Here is a 20,042-nt window from a genome sequence, read left to right as displayed (position 1 = left end):
TCCGCTTTTTACGATACCTACATTTTCTGTCGTTTTCAGTACCGATTTGCGTGTGCAAAAGTAAAACTTTTTTACTAACTGACCAAATGTTTTTTCAAGAAATTTTAAAGTTTTTTGATGACCCTAAACCCTTATCCAAACACTCAACCTATCTACTCCTGCGCTCCCGTTTTACCGGACTGCAAAGATACAAATCTTTTTAACTTTACCAAATTTTATTTCTAAAAAATTTAAAAGTCTTTTAAGATATTTATCTACTTATAGATAACATTAGTCTTATCGTTTTCGCCTCCTTAAAAGCTCTTCTGCGCTACCAATAAACTCTCGTTTTTCAGTGGGGCAAAAGTAGAACTTTTTAATAACACAATCCTAATTTAATTAAACTTAAGTTTATATTTAATTAATATTTAAACTTAAACTACTGGTTACGTGAGACAATCATTTTAAGGGGTAAATAGAAGTTGTTGGAGCGTTGGTGTCGCTCCTATGGAGCTCATATTCTAAATAACAATTATTTTCTACAAAGATACAGCTCCTAGGGAGCTGAAAATTTAATTCATAACCCAGTTTATTCAAATCGAGATTAATATATATTATATAAGTAAAGAAAGATTTTTCACTTAGCAAATTAAGACTAAGGAGTGTTTGATAGCAATTATTCTGTTCTTTGGTAAATTTTCGTGGGATAAGTATGAAGTTTTGCAGAGAGCTTGAGATGATAAAGCCACCCCATCAAAAAATTATTTGATTTTTTGCTCCTCCTCCAATGGAGGGGAATGTAATGCCATTTTGTTGTTGTTGGCGGCTTAGTAAGGCGTAAGACCGGTAAAAAAATGGAAGGCAATTCTCGAGATTGCTGAAAATTGAATAGGTAAACTAAAACGTCTTTATTATATAGTATTTCTTAGCCCTGATGGGAACGACATCCTTTTTTTTGCATTGGCTTGAAAAAAACGTTGGCAAAAAAAAGATATAGTGGACAGCGGGAAATAGCTCCTAAAAAAATACCCCCGAAAGAAATCGAGGGTAGATTATGGTATTTTGAGAAGCTTATTATTTATTTTCGGTGTAAATCATTCTTAGAAAATCACCAAATGATTTGTCGAGCCCAATAATATCGCCTGATTTCAGATTAATCCCGGGTTCACCATAAGTGTTGGGTTTAATTTTAGCGGATGAAATTTGAAAATATTGAGCCTGAGAGTTTTCATTGACAGAAATCTTGATGGTAGAGCCTAAGAATTTTTTTGTAGAGATTGTATAAATTTCTCCAGGAACACCTTTGATTGAAGTAAATGACCTTGGCTGCAAAATATAATCTTTTTTGTTAATGCTAATGGTCTGCGGTTTTGAAGATGATGAAAAAAAGTACATTACATCTGACGGTTTTGAAAGCTCGTCTTTTGTTATATAGTAAAGTCCTAATTGGTAGTTTGCCGGATTAAATGGTTGCGTTTTTTCGTCTACACTTTCAAATGGTTTGTAAGAAAAGGCATTGGCTCCTATTTCTTTTGCTTTTTTATAAATGGAAGTATAGATCGTAGCGTCATCATTGGAAAATCCTTGTACATCAATTTCACCCAAATATTCTGCATTAGATTTTGCGGGGTCTATTTTATAAAAGTATTTATCTTTATTTTCTTTTGTTTTTTCAACTTTAGATAAATAAACATTTTGTGCATTCATGAATGCAACTGCCATCATAAAAATGAATAGGGCTGTATTTTTTATCTTCATTTTAATTTGAAAGTATATTAACACAATCTTCTAAGCTGTTTTCCCAATATTTTGGCTGAATTTTGTAGGTGTTTTCTATTTTATCGAGACACATGGTACTTCTTTTTGGTCTTTTTGCCGGAGTTGGATATTGCTCTGTTGTCAATGCATTTAGCTTTATCGGTGACTTGGAGAACTCGGCAATCTTTTTTGCAAATTCAAACCATGTTGTTTCAGGATAATTGGAAAAATGGAAGACTCCAAAAGTTTTGTTTGAATTTTCGACGATACTCATAATTGCTTCCGCCAAATCATTAGCATTAGTAGGTTGCCCAAACTGATCACCAACAATTCCTAATTCTTCTTTTTGCGAAAATAGATTAAGCATTGTTTTCACAAAGTTTTTGTTGAACTCTGAATATAGCCAAGAGGTTCTTAGAATAATTGTGTTCGGATTATTTTCTAACGCTAATTCTTCACCTTTTAGTTTAGACTCTCCGTACACACCGATAGGACTTGTAAAGTCATCTTCTGAATAATCTAAATTGGTTTCACCATCAAATACATAATCGGTAGAAACGTGAATGAGTACTGTTTTGTAATCTGCACAAGCTTTAGCCAAATTTTCTACTCCTTCTGCATTCACAGCAAAAGCTTTTTCAGTTTCTTTTTCGGCAAGGTCTACCGCGGTATACGCGGAAGCATTGATACAAAAATCGGGTTTTTGATCATAAAAGAAATCATTAATCTGATCTTCGTCTGTAATATCTAAAGACTGTGACTCTGTAAAAATAAATTCATAACGAGTTTCAAAATCGGGAGCAATTTTTCTGATGCAGTTTCCCAATTGCCCATTACTGCCTATAACAAGTATTTTTTGCATTTGATTTGTTTTATGAATTTTTTGCATTTTGTGATCTTAAAAACTTAACTCTAGACTGGAAGTCTTTCTGCTCTAAATCAACATAAAAATTTCCAAACGTCTGCATAATCTCTTCCGGATGCACATCGGAACGTCTTGTTTTTATATTAAAATAAATTACCGTCACCCAAAGCACTGCATGAATGGTTTTTTCATCAAGACTTTTCATTAAAATCTCAACTTTAGAAATTCGGTCTCCTATCTCTATCGTTTTACTGCTGATAACAACCTGAGTATTGTATTTTACTTCTTTTAGGTAAGCAATTTCATTTTGAATGGCAATCCAGGTACAGCCGGTTTTTTTTGTATACTCTTCGTAAGTAAAGCCATAAAAGGTTTCTACATGATCTTCTCTGGCATTGAACATGTAATCTAGATATTTTACATTATTTAAATGCCCAATAGGATCACAATCACTGAATCTTACTTTTACGGTCGTTGAGACTTCTTTTTCCATATCGCAAAAATAAAAAAACCACTCCGAAATGAAGTGGTAGTTTTTATAAATCTTTGTTAATTTCAAAAATTATTGAAGACCTAATTCTTTTTTAACAGCTGGAGTTGCATCAGGACCTCCTTTGTAGATAAGACCTGCAGAGTTTGTATCCATTACATAATCATAGCTGCTTGCTTTTGCCACTTTGTTTACAGCATCCATCACTTTCTTTTCGATAGGAGCGTAAGCTAGTTTTTCTTTTTCAGCAAGATCTTTTTGTGCTCTTTCACTCATTTGCTGAGCTTCAGTCTGTAACTTTTGCATTTCTTCTTGTCTTGCTTTGTTTTCAGCTTCAGTTTTTGTAGGAGCTTCTTTAGTATACAAAGCATATTTTGTCTGCATAGCATCAGTTTTCTTTTTTATTTCACTTTCTTTAGCATCAAGGAAAGCTTTAAGATCTGTATCTGCTTTTTTCTTTTCTGGCATTGCATTAAGTATGCTTACTAAGTCTAGAGTAGCAATTTTTTGCGCTTTTACCATCCCAACAGAGACAATCATCATTGCTGCTGCAAATAATACACTTAATTTTTTCATAACGGGTAATAAATAATTAATTTGTTTTTAGATTTTAAATTTAAGTAAAAGTTAAGTCCTAATAAAACTTTTACTACTTTTTATTTGTTTTCTTTTCTTTTTCAGTTCCTTTTAATAAGATTGTTAATACTTTATCTGTATAATCATATCTTGGTTGAAGGAAAACCACATTTACATGGCTATTTTTATCAAGAACTATGCCCAAGCCATTTTTCTCTGACATGGTTTTTACAGCTCCCCAAATTTGGTCTTCAAAAGGCTCAACCAAATTAGCTCTTAGCTGATTGATTTCTCCGGTTTTTCCAAATCTTAAACTTAGCGTCGTCTGAATACTTTTTTCTAGATCTAAGACTTCTTTTTCTCTAAGTTTAAGCTGATCGCCAATTAATAAAACTTTTTCACTTTCGAAAGCAGCTCTTTTTTGTTCATACTGGGATTGAAGGTTTTTAATATCCTGTTCCCAAGTATCAATCTGAGAGTTAAGTCTTGCTTCTGCTTCTTTATACTGAGGCATCTTGTCCAAAATATATTGGGTGTCAATGACTCCTAATTTTTGAGCATTGCTAAAACTAAAAAGCAAAATTACCGCTAAAGTGAAAAGAGTTTTAAAATTTTTCATACTGTTATAAAGATTGGTTCATTAAGAAGTGTGTTCTACCACCAGATACATCACCACTGATTGTTTTATCAAATCCGTAAGCGAAATCAAATCCTATTAAACCAAATGCTCCCATATAAACTCTCACACCTACACCTACAGATCTTTTAAGCTGGAACGGATTGTAATCTCCCCATTTGTTCCAAACGTTACCTCCTTCTGCGAAAGTAAGTGCATAGATTTTGGCAGTTTGATTTAATGAAATCGGATATCTTAATTCTAACGTAAATCTGTTATAAATAGTACCTCCACCTCTCTGAGTAATATCTTCTGCCTGCCCACCATATGTAGAGGCATTTTCGTATCCTCTCAATGGAATTAGCTCTCTACCATCAAATCTACCTCCGAAAAGGCCGGTTCCCCCTACATAGAATCTTTCAAATGGCGGTGCCCCCAATTCTTTATTGTAACCATCCATGAAGCCCATTTCTGCAGAAGATCTTAAGACTAATTTTCCGATAACTTCATTATAAACATCAGCTTTAAACTTCACTTTGTAAAATTCCATCCACTTATATTTTTCGGTAGGCGTCATCGTTGAGTAATTTTTATTACTAAACAATGAATATGGTGGTGTAAATTTACCTGACAATTCAATATTTGAACCCATAGTTGGGAAAATAGGATCTATACCTGCAGAGTTTCTGCTTAATCCAACATTTAAACTTAAATTGTTAGCGTTACCATACAATTCTGTGGTATCACCAAACTCAAAAGGGTAATTGCTGAAGTTATATTTTTGAAACTGAATCCCTGTGTATAAAGAGAAATAATCATCTGGCCATTTCAAATATCTATTTAACCCTACCGTTGCTGAGAAAATATTCAACCTCTGGTCTGGTCCTATAGACTGGCTATAATTAACTCTTGAATTGTTTAAACTTACAGAAAGTGCTGTCGGTTTTGTACCAAATAACCAAGGTTCTGTAAATGAAACCCCATAATTCTGGAAGTACTGTCCCGCTTGAGCTTGAATAGATAACGTTTGCCCATCACCTTGAGGTACTGGTCTGAAATCCTTAAGTTTCAAAAAGTTTCTTAATGAAAAGTTATTGAAAGTAAGCCCTAAAGTTCCGATGAAACTGTTACCTCCGTAACCAGCCTGTAACTGAACCTGAGAAGAACCTTTTTCCACTAATTTCCAACCGATATCAACAGTATTATCCTGCTGATTTGGCTGAATATCCTGTCCAATTTGTTGAGGATCAAAGAATGTCATTGAAGCCAAATCAAAATAAGTTCTTTTGATTTCTGTTTTCTTAAACAACTCTCCCGGCTTGGTTCTTAATGCTCTCAAAATTACATGATCATGAGTGGTAGTATTACCAGACCATGTTACTTTATTCCAGCTTGCCTGCTCACCTTCGTTGATTCTTATTTCAAGATTAATAGCATCTCCATTAACAGATTTTTCAACCGGAGTAACGTTTGAGAAAAGATAACCATTATTCATGTATGTCGATTTGATATCAGAATCGTCTTCTTTTCCGCCGTCTTCTCCTACTTTCTTGTTAAAACCTACAGCATCATAGATATCTCCTTTCTTGTATCCTAATTTTCTTTCAAGAAATTCTGTAGGATATACTGTATTTCCGATAAATGTAATATCACCAATGTAATATTTTTTACCTTCTTTTAGTTTAACGTTGATTTCGTAGTTGTTTTTCTTATTTCTCCATACAGAGTCTGAAACAATTGCAACATCTCGGTATCCTAAAGAGTTGTAATAATTTACTAAATTCTGCTTGTCTTCCTGGTATTTTTCCTGAACAAATTTCGAAGATTTAAGAATACCACCGATACCAAATCTTTTCTGTTTGGTTTCTTTGAAAGCTTTGTTTCTAAGCTTTGCATCAGTTACGCTTTCGTTTCCTTCAAACTCGATGTGACTGATTTTTATTCTTTTTCCTTTATCTACATTAATCGTCCAGTCTACAAGGTTAGGATCACTCCCATTTACCTTATCCTGAATGGTGATTTTAGCATCAGCAAAACCTTTTTTAACGTAGTCTTTAGGAATATTTGTTTTAAGGCTAGAAACAAGGTTTTGAGTAATCTTTGTTCCTGGCTTTAAGTTATTGTCTTTTGCTAGTTTTTCATTTTTAGACTTACCTATTCCTTTACCTGTAAATTTCACTTCTCCAAGATCTTTTAGATCTTGCAGGTAAAATCTAAGAACAACGGTCTGTCCTTCAATGCTTTCTACATAAACTTCAACTTCAGAGAAAGATTGAGAATCCCAAAGTTTTTTAATTGCATTACTTACCTTTTGTCCGGGAATGTCTACCGTCTCACCTTTCGATAAGCCTGTAAATCTAAAGATCTGAGCTGGTGTGTATTTTTTTACCCCATCAACAACAATGTCCTTCAGCGTGTAAGTTCCTGTTTGATTTTCTGCAATAACAGTAGAGGCATCAACCTTTGTACTGTCTTGTGGAGTTACCTGTCCATAAAAATGTGCAGAAGCAGCAAACATAATGATGGGTAATAGTCTAAACTTCATTTTATCGTAATCTTTCTTTTCTTAAAATTTACTGAATTTGAATTTGGTCGCCTGTAAGACCATATCTTCTTTCCTTATTTTGATAATCAACAATACATTGGAAGAAAATATCTTTTGTAAAGTCTGGCCACAGAACATTGAGAAACTGAAGTTCTGCATAAGCAATCTGCCAAAGCAAAAAATTACTTATCCTTATTTCACCACTTGTTCTGATCAATAAATCTACTGGTGGAAAATCTTTTGTATAAAGATAATTTTCAAATAATTTTTCATCAATATTCTCCACCTCTAGCTTTCCTTCTTTTACATCGGAGCTTATATTTTTTACGGCATTTAGTATTTCGTTTTGTGAGCCATAGCTTATTGCGAGTACCAAATTTCCTTTTGTATTTTCTTTTGTAAGATCAACGACGCTAAGCAACTGATCTTTTACCATCACAGGCAATTTATCTAAATTACCAATGACATGCATTCTCAAACCTTTAGTAAAAATCTCTTCAGCTTCTAGTAAAAGGGTCTCAGCAAGCAAGCTCATCAAAGTACTTACTTCATCAGAGGGTCTATTCCAGTTTTCTGAAGAAAATGTATAAAGGGTGAGGTAAGGAATATTGATTTCATTACACGCATTTATAGCATTTCTTACAGCATTAATAGCATTCTTATGACCAAAAGATCTTTCTTCACCTCGAGATTTTGCCCACCTTCCGTTACCATCCATTATGATGGCTACATGCTTCGGTAAATTCTCAGAATTTATTTGTTTTTTTATCAACGACATAGTTTCTTAATCACAATAACATGGTGGTCTACCAAAAGAATAGGTCAATCCTAAACTGAAAGTATTCATCCAATCTTTAGAGTCAGGGTCACCTACCGTTCTGTTTTTTATAAAAGTAGCTTCTCTTTCTTTAGAGACCCCGTAGTAATTTCCTGTTTGTAGCAAAGAACCTCCGGTTGTAGGGCTTAAAATATCTGCATTATAATTACTAATCACATCTTTTGCAAGAATCTTGCTGTGATCAAGCTGATCTGTTAAGCTATATCTGAAAGTAGCTTCTGCAAAAACAGCCCATCCGTGATTGAATTTATATTTTAAACCAACTCCGAAAGGAATTTGTGCCACTGTTTTTTTACCCATAGAATATTCTGTAGTGGTAACAAAATCTAATTCATTGATTGGAGCCTGCGCTACACCATCTGCATTTCTTCTGAAATCATGAGTTAAAGTTGCCTTTGGAGCATCAAACATTAAACCTCCAAATCCCCCAAAAATATAAGGGCTCAGCATACTCAGCTGCTCATTATTTACCGGGAAGAAATTGTACTCAAACATGATGCTCGCTTCGTAAATATTATTTTTACCGAATGAATTTCTGTTTCTTCTGTACTCTTCTTTTGCTGCCTTATCGCTAAACTGTACCTGATTATACCCTAAGTCTACTCTAACAGTTTGATGCGGATTAAAATTAAATCTGTATAAAATACCACCATAAAAAGGAACGCCCCACTCTGAAACTCTATCCAAATCCAAAGGTTGCTGCAAAATGTAGTTGGTTTTCCCTATGTCGCCAACAAGATTACTCATCCCTAAGCGAATTCCCAATTCATTTCGTTGTGCTTTTAAACTTACCACCGTTCCTAGGAGGGTAAGGAAGCTAAACAATAATTTTTTATTCATAAAAGAATATGGATTTATGGTTATTTTAAAAATTAATTTTTGCAAATATAAAACATTTTTATATTAATGATAATCTTAATGTTTAGTTAAAAATAAACAAAAAAATATAATTTGTTATAAAGTAAACGGAAAAGAGGGAAATTTATTCTTTTTTTAATACTTCTAATGATATACATGAATAACAAATCGACTTCAACAAATGTTGTTATTTTCTATCAAAATAAGCCTTCACTTTATTTCTTATTTTAATTAAAAATGGTTCTGTATAGTTTTTATCTTCATCAAAATAGCCATAGCCATATCCGTAACCATATCCGTAACCATAACCGTATCCCTGCTTTGTCACATAATCATTATAAACAAATCCTAAATGTTTGATTTCGTCATTGTGATACTTTTCTGTAATCAATTTAAGCATATACTTTTCGGTATATTCGTGACGTACGATATATAAATTGGCATCAGAATACTTCATTAATTCATAAGAATCAGCCACAAGCCCCACAGGAGGCGAGTCGATAATAATAAAATCATAGAGTTTTCTTAGCTCTTCAATTAACTTTACATTTCGTTCGCTCATTAAGAGCTCTGAAGGATTTGGAGGAATAGGTCCTGAAGTAGCAACATCAAGATTTGGAATGTTGGTTTTGTTAATAATCTGGTCAATTGTTGTTTCTCCCGTAAGATAATTTGAAATCCCCAATTTATTATCAATATTAAAATCACCAAAAATTTTAGGCTTTCGCAAATCCATTCCCAATAAGATTGTTTTCTTATCACTTAAACCTAAAACTGAAGCCAAGTTTATTGAAACATATGTTTTCCCTTCCCCTCCTACTGATGAAGTTACCAAGATTACTTTACTTTTATCATCCTCTCCGGATAAAAATCTCATATTTGCTCTAATACCTCTGAAGGCTTCTGCAACTGAAGATTTTGGAGTATTAATAACCGTAAGCATGTTATCATTATTATTATTATTGCCAATCACACCCAATAATGGAATTTTGGTGGCACCAATCAATTCTTTAATATTTCTTACTTTACTATCAAAAAGACTTCCCAGAAGAATTAAAATAAGCGGAAATGTAAGAAATCCACTCATAATTACCATTTTCGTTCCTTTCACATTAGGACCAATAGGGCCTTGTCCGAGATTTTTCGCTGGGTCAATTACTGTAATATCAGACTGATTGGTAGCAAGCCTCATCTGGCTTTCATTCTGTCTGCTTAGCAAACTGTTGTAGGTGGCCTCAATCATATTATAGCCTCTTTCAGCATCAAGATATTTTCTTTGTTTTTCAGGGTAGGTCGTAAGATCTGAACTTGCTTCTACAATCTGTTTTTCAATCTTATTAAGTTCAGTAATATATACGGTATGAACATTTCTAAGAGATCCTGAAGAATTTGCTTTTGCCTCGCCAATTAAGCGGTTTATTTCTTTAATAGGTTCCGAATTGGGGGTGTAAATTGATGATAATTCTCTTTTCTTAAGATAAAGCGCTTTTAGTTCAGAAACAGATGCTGTAAAAAGACCGTCATCAAAACCTGCTGCAGAAGGACTTATCATTTTATCGAAACCTTGAGATTCTACAGAATTTTTGATACTGTTTAAAGAATTCATCTTACTCAGTATGTCAGCTTTTTTAGATTCTAAATCTTTTATTTTCTGCAAAGATTTTTCGTCTCTGTTAGAAATATCATAGAGCTCTTCTGAAACCTTAAGGTAGTTAAGATATGCCGCACTTGAATCTAGTTTTTTTCTAATATCTGCCAAGCTATTTTTCAAATACTTTCCTGTATTTTGATCGACTTGTATTTTATCATTAAACCTTTTTTTCTGAAGCTCAGCCACAGATTTATTAAGAAAACTAACGGTACCATTTAGATTAAACCCGGTCTTAGAGATAATCATGATGCTATTAATTTCTTTATCAAAATCAACACCCACCGTAGAAACAATTCCGTTTACAGCATCATTTACCGTGGAAAGATTTACAATAATGTTTTCATAGTTAATTGAAGGCGAGACTGGGTTAGGGATTAATCTAAATCTAAGATTTGGAGTGGTGTACCATTCGTTTACTTTAATCGTTTTATCACCAGGTCTTCCAAAATTTTCAATACTCTGAAAACCTTCAACATCATATGAATACAGGTAACCTGACTGCCCCTCTTCCGGCAAACTTACTTTATAAGAACCTCCTCCTTTAGGTGTTAGGGTAATTGGGTAATTGACTTGTTGCAAGTGCTTTCGGTCTACTTCCAAAAATACAGGGGAGTCATTTTTATCCAAATAAGTAGATTTAATGGCTCCTTTAGTGGTATAATTTACAAAAAGGCCTAATTCTTTTACCAAAAACTCGTTATGAGATCTAGATAGTAACATTTTTTTCAGATAAATACCATCCTGATTGCCATTTTGACCCCATATGAAATTAATAGACTGACTTGGCGTAAAGTAACTGGCGGTATTGTTTGAAATACTTAATTTTAAATCTGACGCATAAATATTCTGCGCATAGTATTTCCCATAAAACCAAGATACAGCGTAACCAATAGAAAGCATGAGTACAAACCAATACCAGTTTCGCAAAACTTTTCTTAAAAAGTGTTCTATATCAAACAAAGCAAATGATCCAAATTTTTCTTTTTGTGGCTCATTTTTATCTACTAAAGCATCTTTTCCTGGAATCATACATTAAAGGTTTTTAATAAGCAGATAAATTGATAACGCTGTAGTAATCACAGAGACACCGCTAATAAGCGTTTGTATAGGATCTTTTCCAAAGCCGTTGAGCGCTCTTCTTTGAGTTGTAAGAAAAATCTCGTCACCATTTTGCACATAAAAATACGGAGAATTCATCACATCTTCTCTTGTAAGATCGATCTTAGCTTTCTTAATACCTTCGGGTAGCTTTCTGTACACTACGATATTTTTACGATCTATCGTTCTGTTTAAACCTCCATTAATAGCAATTGCTTCCGTTAAAGTCAATGTATTTTTATGAGCTTTTTTTTCTCCCGTAATTCCGGTGGTCTCAATATCACCCAAAACGTAATAGGTTATGCCGTCTGTATTAAGTCTTACTTCAGATTTTCCGTCTTGAAAATTTTCATTTACTTTAAGCTGAAGTTCTTGGGTAATATCTTCTATTGTTCTTCCTTCTGCTTTTACATAACCTATCCCAAAAACCAGTATATCCCCTTTAGAATCAACCTTTAAACCATTAAAATAAATCATTGCATTTCCTCCACTTCCATTTCCTCCACTTCCACTAAATGAAATATTATTATTTCCTCCTGCAGAAGCATTTAAAGAAGAGTAAAACTGTGCGGCATCACCTTCAGGAGTTGTCACAATATTCAAAGTCAACATATCATTTTTGGTAACCCTATAAACAGGAGTATTGTAAGGAATTAATCCCTCTTCATTGATAACAAGACTTTCACTTGGTTGCATATATTTTACATCTTTGGTTGTGATACAGGAAACCAATACAAAAGGTAAAATTAAAAATAGGAAATACGTATAAATTTTCATCTCAATAAATGTAGTTTGTAAAAATATAATTTAATTATCAGTTTTCAGCTTATTATTCCGCATTAGAAAAATAATATCTGGAATATAAGCTCCAAGGAAGCCTAAAAATAGGATAATCACCAATAATAGATTTACATTAATATGTCTCAGATAATAGGTAATCATTACAATAAAGAGGTAATAGCATATAATATAAAAACTGGCTCTTCTGTGGGTGAGATCAAGCTTAAGAAGCTTATGGTGAATATGGTTTTTATCGGCTTCAAAAGGTGATTTTTTATTCCAAAGTCTTACCATAATGACATTTAAAGTATCTACAATAGGCAAGATAAGAATAGCAACAGCCACTACAGGAGCCGACTTCAAATGATATCTCGGGACACTCACCATGTTCTTATCTATAAAAATATCTATAAAACAGATACATGTAAATGCCAATAAAAACCCTAAAAGCATAGATCCTGTATCTCCCATAAATATTTTAGTGGCTCGCAAGTTTGATAAATTATAATACAAAAACGCCAGTACAGAACCAATTAAAACAATCGATAAAATAACCAAAGGATAATTGTACTCTCCTAAACGATAATAACTAATTCCAAAAAGAGCACTACAGATAAGAGAATAGCCACCGGCAAGACCATCAATTCCGTCAATAAGATTGAAAGCATTGATGAGAATAATAAAAGTAATGATTGTAAAAATCACACTTACCAAATAGTGAATCTCATAAACCCCAAAAATCCCAAACAAACTTCTAATCCTTACATCTGAGCCAATGACAATGAAAACTGATACCACAATCTGTGCTATCAGCTTCTTATAAGCACGCATAACAACAATATCGTCCATAATCCCAACATAAAGCAGAATAATGAGCGAAGCAAAAAGAAATTTATATAAATCGAAAATTTCATACGCAAAAATTGAGGTACAGATGCCTATGGAGTAAAACATCGCAATACCTCCCAAATTAGGAATTTTCCTGAGATGAGAGCTCCGTACACCGGGCTCATCCATTAGGTTTTTACGTTTTGAGATTTTAATAATCGTAGGAATTGAGAAAAAAGTTATCAGAAAAGAAGATAAGAAACCCAATCCTAATTTTATGTAAAAAATAGAAATACCTGTTTCATTTAAGAATAGTTCAAAATTTTTCATCTATTGCTTTTGGGCCTTTGTCGTCCGGCAAATATTAAAATAAAATTTAAAAAAGAATACACTTTCAAAAATCTATTTCAAAATACTGGAAATTTATTTGTGTTTACACTAGTTTCCTTATCAGTTTTTTCTGTCTGGCAAAAAAAAGCAGATAAAATATAGTTTTTTTCAGGGGTAAAGATAAAAGATAATTTTTACCAAAACGACTGTAACACAATATATCTTTCATTTTAACATCTCTTTTTCTTATAAAATCTTCTAATTCTTGAGACATTTTGTAAAATTGTGTCTCATTTTTAACAAAAGCAAGATAAGCCAAAAAGGTATAAATTCCTTCTAAAATTTGAAAACCTTTCAACTCTTCCGTTTTTGAAGAATATTTTGAAATTTTAAAAGCTGTTTCTACTTCTTCTACAGCTTTCAAAATATCCAGACCTCTTTCGTTGTGGGTTTTCGAAATAGAATCTGCTCTTTCAAGATACTGGTAATGAAAATTTTGCGTTTGCGCCAATATTTTACATTCCAGCAAAAGCTGAGGAATCAGCTGAATATCTTCAAAATGAACGCCTTTTTTAAATCTTTTATCAATAAATAACTCTCTTTTGAATAATTTATTGCAGGCAAAATAACTTAAGTCAGAAAAAACAGAAAAATGTTTTTCCAAAACAATTTTCTCAGGCATATGCGGAATTTGTGTGAGCTTTTGGGTTACATTTCCATCTTCATCTACTTTCTGAATGTTGCAGATTACCATTTCTGCATCATATTTTCCAGCCAGATTCAACATTTCTTCAAACATCGTTCCAGAAACGTAATCATCACTGTCTACAAACCCAAAATAATCTCCGGTTGCTCTGTCGATCCCAAAATTTCTGGCATCGCTCAAACCGCCGTTTTCTTTGGTGAAAGCTTTTATTTTATCCGGATATTTTTGTGAATATTCATGAATAATATTTTCCGACCCATCGTTACTTCCGTCATTTACAACGATAATCTCAATATTCTGCAGACTTTGGTTCACCAAAGAATTAAGGCACTTAGCCAAATAATGTTCAACATTATAAACGGGAACAATCACAGAAACTTTTGAGCTCGGATTTTCCATTGCTTAGATTTTTGTAAATCTTGCGCTCAGCCAACCTTTTTTAGCTTCATCAAAATCTTTTCTTGAGCACGGAATACAGTTTTCTATGTTTTCATCATCACCAAAATACCAAAGATTGCTGAAGGTATCACGCTTGAACGCATATTGTCGATCTTCAATCAAAACATAAAACATTTCGTAATGTCTTTCTTTAGGATGCGATTGCTGTATATTGATTCCTTCAATCAGATACCAAAGCATTTGTGCCAAAAGCTGATGATTGAGTTGGTTTTCAGAATAAATATTATAATTAAAAATTCCTACAGATTTTAGATTTTCGCTTAAACCGATTTCTTTCATGTAAGCACAGATTTCTCTTCGGTTTAAACCATTCACCTGCGGATTCATAGAAAATGCATCACTGAAACTTTCAATGGCATCACAATTTACCGTTACCAAATCTGCTTTTCTGAAAAAAGGCTCGGTTTTCTCTGTAGAATTCATCATTTCTGCTAAACGCACAATATCAAACTCCACTTCTTTGATGAGCTTTACAGAATCCTGTTCGTTCAAATGTTTTTGATATCCTAAATGATGATAATTTTTAATTGAAAAGTTTTTCGAACCTAAAATTTTGCTTAAAAAAGTATGCTCATTAATACCTTCCCCTTGTTTTATGGAAATAATATTGCTGATTTGCGTATAGTTAATATTTTTCTGATGAAAATGTAAACCCGAAAATAGCGAGAATGCAAAGTCATTAGAACCCCCGATAATCACCGGAATAGCTCTTTTATAATGACATGCCGACAAAACTTCCTGTAAAATATAGTGAGAATCTTCCACCGATTTTCCGGAAACTAAATCTCCTAAATCAACTATCGGAATTTCAAAATCCAGTTGCGAAAGTTTGTAAAATTCTTTTCTTACCGCCGTAAAATCCTGAACTTCAGCATCACCGTTTGCTCCTCTGTAGTCAGAAACAAAAAGAAGTACAATACTGTCTTCTTTTATTTCCTTTGTAATCTTATTTCCGATCTGCCAGTTTTCTGTTCTGAAATTTCTTGGTGAAATTATAAAATCTTCAAAATCCATGTTCTCAAATACTTATTAAAACTCAAAAATATTAAAATTAAATGACTAAGCCGAACTTGAGAATTAAATTTTAAGGCCTTTAAATTAAAAGCAATAATAAATTTTCAAAAACTAACGATTCAAAATCTCAAACACAAAAGTTGTAGAAGTTTCAAACGTTCCTCCTTGTGTTGCTCCAAATAAGAACTGAGGTCTTTTCCCGTCTTTGCTCATCAAAATCATAGGACGTTCCAGTCTTCCAAATCTTTTTAAATGTTTTGGAGGATTGGGTTCCTGAATATAAGACTGCATATTAAGATAAGCTATTTCAGGTTTTGTCCATTCTATTCCGTTTTTTGTCGTTAAATGCAAACCGTATTCGTGGTTAAAAAATCCCATATCACGGGCAACCATATGAAATTTTCCGTTTTGTTTCCAGATAAATGCATCTTCTAATTGTGCATTGTTTGGTAAATTTGAAAAATCAATTACGGGATTTTCAGAAACCTTTGTGTAAGATCCGCTTGGAGAATCTGCTTTTGCCAATCCGTATTTTCGATTGCCTCGAACCGTTCCTTTCTGAATCTCGTATTCTATTGTATTCCAGGATTTGTAAAAAAGCCAATATTTTCCGTCATTTCCTTTTACAAAAGCAGGATTTGTCGTACAATGATCGTCCCAAGAACCTTCTTTTCCGGGAAGAAGTAAAGGTTGATCAGGTCTTTTCCATTCTCCGTCAAGTTTTTTTGAAACAGCCAATCCGATTCTTTTGGTATTCGTTTTTCCGTTGGAATTTCCCATAAAGAAGAGGTAATATTGGTCATCTACTTTTTTAACTATAGGATTATGACACGTCGTTGCATCCCAAAACCCTTCTCCTCTCGGACTGAGAACAACCTCTTTATGCTCAAATTTATCGAATGGAGAATCAGCTTCTGCTCTACAAATTTCAGAGCCATTGAGCCAGCCTCCCATTCCTTTTTCCTTTTTCCACCGGGAATAAAAGAGATGTACTTTTCCGTCTTCACCCCAAATCGGAGAAGAACACCAAATATAATATCCTTCGAGTTGTAACGAACGACCAATTGATTTTAATTTAAAATAAGGTTTGTCTGAAAAATCAAATGCTTTAGTAAATGACGAACCCAAAAATACAGCTGTAATTCCTAAAGCTGAAGTTTTTAAAAAATCTTTGCGTGTGTATTTTGATTGATTCATTTGATTTGATTTGATTTTCTGCTAATGTAGAAGAAATGCAAATGAAGAGTATCCTGCGGTTTAGGGTTTTATTTTAAACAGCGCAACAACCCAATTTATTTTAAATTGAATTCAAAAAGGCTTTCGGAATAAAATATTTTATGCATATCCGTTTTTACTAATGATCTATAATTTAGCGCAAAGGCAAACAAAGAACATTAAAATTTGACCGTTTAAAGTTATACAAAGGCGTAAACTAAGCAAAGAAATACAAAAAGTTATAAAATATTAGAAATTGCGTACAAGCATTAAATTTGTAGACAGAATTGTTATATTTGGGTTATTAAAAATATGAACACAACTTCCTAAACAAGCCTATTTTGGTTGAATTAACGAAGTTTTACTTTCTAATAAAATATCAAAAACTTTTTAATGAAATATTTTTTAACACTTTCTTTTCTGTTTATTCTTCAAATATTAAATGCCCAAATTATCTCTGTTCCTTATAATGACCAAGATGGTTTTCCTATTATAAAGGTTAAAGTTGATGGGAAGGAGTATGATTTTCTTTTTGATACGGGAGCACAAGTTTCTGCTCTTAATTCTACAGCCTTTAAAAACCAAAAAATTATCGACTCCAAAACATTGGGCGATATAAGTAGAATAATAAAAAATGTTGATATTGCTCAATCCTCCATTGAGATTGACAAAATAGGTTTTAACAATCTAAAGATGGTCTATATGGATCTAAGTGCTATGGATAGTGTTCTCTGCCACAATAATCTTGATGGTATTATTGGAAGAGATATTATGAAAAATTACAGTATTGAGATTAATACAGACCAAAAGAAAATTAATTTTTATGAAAAACTGAGTGATGTAAATTTATCTGGCTACAAAAAAATAAAATTACCTAATACTGAAGAACCAAAAGTTCTTTTGAAGATAGGAAACCAAAAAAGATATGTTCTTATAGATACCGGAAGTAACGGAAAGCTTGTAATTTCTGACTATAAACTCGATAAACTTTTTGATAAAGAAAAGTATTCCGTTTTTCTTTCCCAAGGTAGCTCTACAGGTGCGCATGGCAGAGTACAGGCAATAAAAAAACAATACTATTTATCTAATATAAATTTTAAAATGGGGAATCTAGAATTAGAAAACCAGCAATTAGTGGCCTCAGATTTTGATGATAACAATTTAGGATTTACTTTTCTGAAACAGTTTAACATCATCTTAAATTTAAACGATAACAGTTTATATGTAATTGAAGGTAAACAAAACGCGGTCAATATTGTACCTTCATTTGCATTTGTTTCGAATTATCATCGCGAAACAGGAGATTGGGTCATCTCAAAAATTAAATTAGAAGTAAAAAATTTACATTTAGGAGATATTATTTACGAAATAAATGGGGAAAAACTACCTCCTGATGCATTACCATGCAATAATAAAATGGAAGATTTCTTCGAACTGCAAAAAGAAATTAAAAATATAACCGTCATTCGAAACAAAGAAAAAATAAAAATTAACTTTTAAAATTCTGTGTACTTAAGCTTTTCAAGGTTTAAAATTTACTTCTTAGCAACCAGTTTTACCGATGGTGTAAATCTACAATCCCTACATACCCCAACATAACAGGTTATAAATAACTGCTCACAAACGATTATTACTTATTTTTAAAAATTTACAGCAACCTATCCTTAAATTTCTTACTTTTAATTGTTTAACACAATTAAATTCACAAACGATGAGCACAAAAAATCAAATCAGTGTAGAAATACCTCTGGCTGTAATTGCAGAGGTAAACCAAAAATTACAGGATTGCAGAACGCTTCTTGCGCCTTACCTTCAGGGGCTTACTAAAGAAGAAAAAGAATCGATGTTTAAAATGGGTGATAAAACAGTAGCTACCGTACAGAAAGTAAAAAGCTACATGGAAACCAATCCCGAATTTATCCCTAATTACATGGATAAAGTAGAGTTTCTGAAAGATGAAGCAGTAGTTACATCACTTACCCCACTTGGAAACTTAGTAACACAATTGTCTTCGGATATTGAAGATACATTAACCATTGCCGGAAGTGAAGCATTGGTTTCTGCCCTACTCTACTACGGAACAACAAAAGAAGCTTCTGACAAAGGCGTAGCAACAGCAAAACCAATCTATGAAGATTTAAGCCAGAGATTTACCAAAAAAGGGAACAAAAAGAAACCTGATACAGAGTAAAACCTCTCCTCAACTTATTCCAACGACTCTTTTAGACTCATCAACGAGTATAAAAGAGTCGTTTTTCATTCATAAAGCCTCTTCGATGAATATAAATGACTCAACGGAGAGTGTTAAAGACTCATTTTCCAGTGTTGAAGAGTCAACGATGAGTCATGGGGAGTCAGCCAAGAGTTTCAATGATTGGATGGTGAGTATTTTTTAGTGGAAATCCAGCATTTTAATCAGTTTTTGTTATTAATTGTCTGTAACGCTGGCGTGAGTGTCACGCTTACCCCAATTTAATGAGGAAGAAACATTATTAAAAGTCTTCTTTTTGAATATATTTGTTACTTTGGAAGTAAAAACTAATCAAAAAAATTTATAAAACCTTGAAAGCAAAAATACTACTACTAATCATCTTATTTTCAAACCTTTCTTATGGACAGGGAAATGGGCTTTATAAATTTGAATCAGAAAATGGAAAATATGGATTTATTGACAAAACCGGAAAAATCAAGATAAAAGCACAATATCTTATTACTGGTGATTTTAATGACGGACTTTGTTATGTTTCTAAAGAAGTTATAAAAAAAGACTATAAATGGATATTTATTGATACGCTAGGCAACGTTGCATTTAACATTAAAGATGCTTTTCCCGAATCAGGATTTAATGATGGATTTGCACGAATTTCAAATTTCGGAGAACATTGGTTTGTGAATAAAAACGGAGTAAATGAATTCGGAAAAACATGGAAAGACGGACATGGTAATTTTAAAAATGGAATTGCTTACGTAAGCGATATAAAATATTCTAATTTTTATCCAATAAATACCAAAGGAGAAAAAATTGACCCCAAAATTATTTCTGATATAGATACTTATAATAATAGTCACTCCGAAACTGATAACAAAAATGAGTTTAGATCCAGCAAATTTATTCCATTTATAGAAAATGAGCTTTGGGGTTTTAAAGATGAATTAAATAATGTTATAATTGAACCAAAGTTCTATTTAGTAGATAAATTTGAAAATGGAATTTGTGCTGTTAGAATAAATGAACAAGAATTTGAGATCGCAAATGATTATTTTCTAGATGCAATTATTGATGAGCAGGGAAAAGTTCTTAATAGGATAGAAATGCACTGTTACAGAGGCTTTCAAGGGGAATTCATAAAATTTTATGGTGCGCCACATTTTGGTGGTGGAGTTCATTACTTAAACAAAAGTGGGCAGCTAGTTATTCCTACTGAATAAATGCTCT

17 protein-coding genes are annotated in these 20,042 nt (G+C 32.8%); 3 read left to right on the top strand and 14 right to left on the bottom strand.

Going from position 1 to position 20,042, the window contains the following annotated elements; all coding sequences use genetic code 11:
* Positions 1 to 1,053 precede the first annotated feature (1,053 nt).
* The 14 genes from B5X64_RS12525 to B5X64_RS12460 all read right to left on the bottom strand — a co-directional run bounded on the left by B5X64_RS12525 (position 1,054) and on the right by B5X64_RS12460 (position 16,588).
* On the bottom strand, positions 1,054 to 1,737 hold the full coding sequence (locus B5X64_RS12525; protein ID WP_079465579.1) for a hypothetical protein: 684 nt from the start codon (positions 1,735 to 1,737) through the stop codon (positions 1,054 to 1,056).
* A gap of 1 nt (position 1,738) precedes the next feature.
* Positions 1,739 to 2,599, bottom strand: coding sequence for a dTDP-4-dehydrorhamnose reductase (rfbD, locus tag B5X64_RS12520; RefSeq protein WP_079465584.1), 861 nt, complete (start codon positions 2,597 to 2,599; stop codon positions 1,739 to 1,741).
* Between the two features lie 10 nt (positions 2,600 to 2,609).
* Positions 2,610 to 3,095 (bottom strand): acyl-CoA thioesterase, encoded by a 486-nt coding sequence (locus tag B5X64_RS12515; protein WP_079465578.1) that lies wholly within the window; start codon positions 3,093 to 3,095, stop codon positions 2,610 to 2,612.
* Positions 3,096 to 3,164: 69 nt separating this feature from the next.
* Positions 3,165 to 3,668, bottom strand: coding sequence for an OmpH/Skp family outer membrane protein (locus B5X64_RS12510; RefSeq protein ID WP_079465577.1), 504 nt, complete (start codon positions 3,666 to 3,668; stop codon positions 3,165 to 3,167).
* A 73-nt stretch (positions 3,669 to 3,741) separates the two neighbouring features.
* On the bottom strand, positions 3,742 to 4,287 hold the full coding sequence (locus B5X64_RS12505) for an OmpH/Skp family outer membrane protein (RefSeq protein WP_066681129.1): 546 nt from the start codon (positions 4,285 to 4,287) through the stop codon (positions 3,742 to 3,744).
* A gap of 4 nt (positions 4,288 to 4,291) precedes the next feature.
* Positions 4,292 to 6,829 (bottom strand): BamA/OMP85 family outer membrane protein, encoded by a 2,538-nt coding sequence (locus tag B5X64_RS12500; protein WP_079465576.1) that lies wholly within the window; start codon positions 6,827 to 6,829, stop codon positions 4,292 to 4,294.
* A 28-nt stretch (positions 6,830 to 6,857) separates the two neighbouring features.
* A complete protein-coding gene (gene uppS / locus B5X64_RS12495; protein WP_079465575.1) occupies positions 6,858 to 7,607 on the bottom strand; it encodes a polyprenyl diphosphate synthase in 750 nt (249 codons plus the stop codon).
* Positions 7,608 to 7,613: 6 nt separating this feature from the next.
* Positions 7,614 to 8,507: a type IX secretion system protein PorG gene (gene porG, locus B5X64_RS12490; protein ID WP_079465574.1), complete on the bottom strand. Its 894-nt coding sequence runs from the start codon at positions 8,505 to 8,507 to the stop codon at positions 7,614 to 7,616.
* Positions 8,508 to 8,712: 205 nt separating this feature from the next.
* Positions 8,713 to 11,205 carry an exopolysaccharide transport family protein gene (locus tag B5X64_RS12485; RefSeq protein WP_079465573.1) on the bottom strand — a complete coding sequence of 831 codons (2,493 nt, stop codon included), beginning with the start codon at positions 11,203 to 11,205 and terminating at the stop codon, positions 8,713 to 8,715.
* Positions 11,206 to 11,208: 3 nt separating this feature from the next.
* Entirely contained in the window at positions 11,209 to 12,051 is an 843-nt protein-coding gene (locus B5X64_RS12480; RefSeq protein ID WP_079465572.1) for a polysaccharide biosynthesis/export family protein, read from the bottom strand.
* 30 nt (positions 12,052 to 12,081) lie between these two features.
* On the bottom strand, positions 12,082 to 13,212 hold the full coding sequence (locus B5X64_RS12475; RefSeq protein ID WP_079465571.1) for a glycosyltransferase family 4 protein: 1,131 nt from the start codon (positions 13,210 to 13,212) through the stop codon (positions 12,082 to 12,084).
* 103 nt (positions 13,213 to 13,315) lie between these two features.
* Entirely contained in the window at positions 13,316 to 14,317 is a 1,002-nt protein-coding gene (locus B5X64_RS12470) for a glycosyltransferase (protein ID WP_079465570.1), read from the bottom strand.
* Positions 14,318 to 14,320: 3 nt separating this feature from the next.
* Positions 14,321 to 15,391 carry a formimidoylglutamase gene (locus tag B5X64_RS12465; RefSeq protein ID WP_079465569.1) on the bottom strand — a complete coding sequence of 357 codons (1,071 nt, stop codon included), beginning with the start codon at positions 15,389 to 15,391 and terminating at the stop codon, positions 14,321 to 14,323.
* Positions 15,392 to 15,502: 111 nt separating this feature from the next.
* Positions 15,503 to 16,588 (bottom strand): glycoside hydrolase family protein, encoded by a 1,086-nt coding sequence (locus tag B5X64_RS12460; RefSeq protein WP_079465568.1) that lies wholly within the window; start codon positions 16,586 to 16,588, stop codon positions 15,503 to 15,505.
* A 411-nt stretch (positions 16,589 to 16,999) separates the two neighbouring features.
* Here B5X64_RS12460 and B5X64_RS12455 point away from each other — a divergent pair, with 411 nt between their 5' ends.
* The 3 genes from B5X64_RS12455 (at position 17,000) to B5X64_RS12445 (ending at position 20,035) form a co-directional block, all read left to right on the top strand.
* The gene (locus tag B5X64_RS12455) at positions 17,000 to 18,106 is read left to right on the top strand and encodes an aspartyl protease family protein (protein ID WP_079465567.1); all 1,107 of its coding nucleotides are present in this window, start codon (positions 17,000 to 17,002) and stop codon (positions 18,104 to 18,106) included.
* 211 nt (positions 18,107 to 18,317) lie between these two features.
* Positions 18,318 to 18,797 carry a hypothetical protein gene (locus B5X64_RS12450; protein WP_079465566.1) on the top strand — a complete coding sequence of 160 codons (480 nt, stop codon included), beginning with the start codon at positions 18,318 to 18,320 and terminating at the stop codon, positions 18,795 to 18,797.
* A 371-nt stretch (positions 18,798 to 19,168) separates the two neighbouring features.
* On the top strand, positions 19,169 to 20,035 hold the full coding sequence (locus tag B5X64_RS12445; RefSeq protein ID WP_079465565.1) for a WG repeat-containing protein: 867 nt from the start codon (positions 19,169 to 19,171) through the stop codon (positions 20,033 to 20,035).
* Positions 20,036 to 20,042: the final 7 nt, after the last annotated feature.

The organism is Chryseobacterium balustinum, assembly GCF_900168205.1.
Lineage (GTDB): Bacteria > Bacteroidota > Bacteroidia > Flavobacteriales > Weeksellaceae > Chryseobacterium > Chryseobacterium balustinum.
The sequence above is the reverse complement of the archived record's forward strand: the minus strand, read 5'-3'. Positions and strand labels throughout refer to the sequence as shown.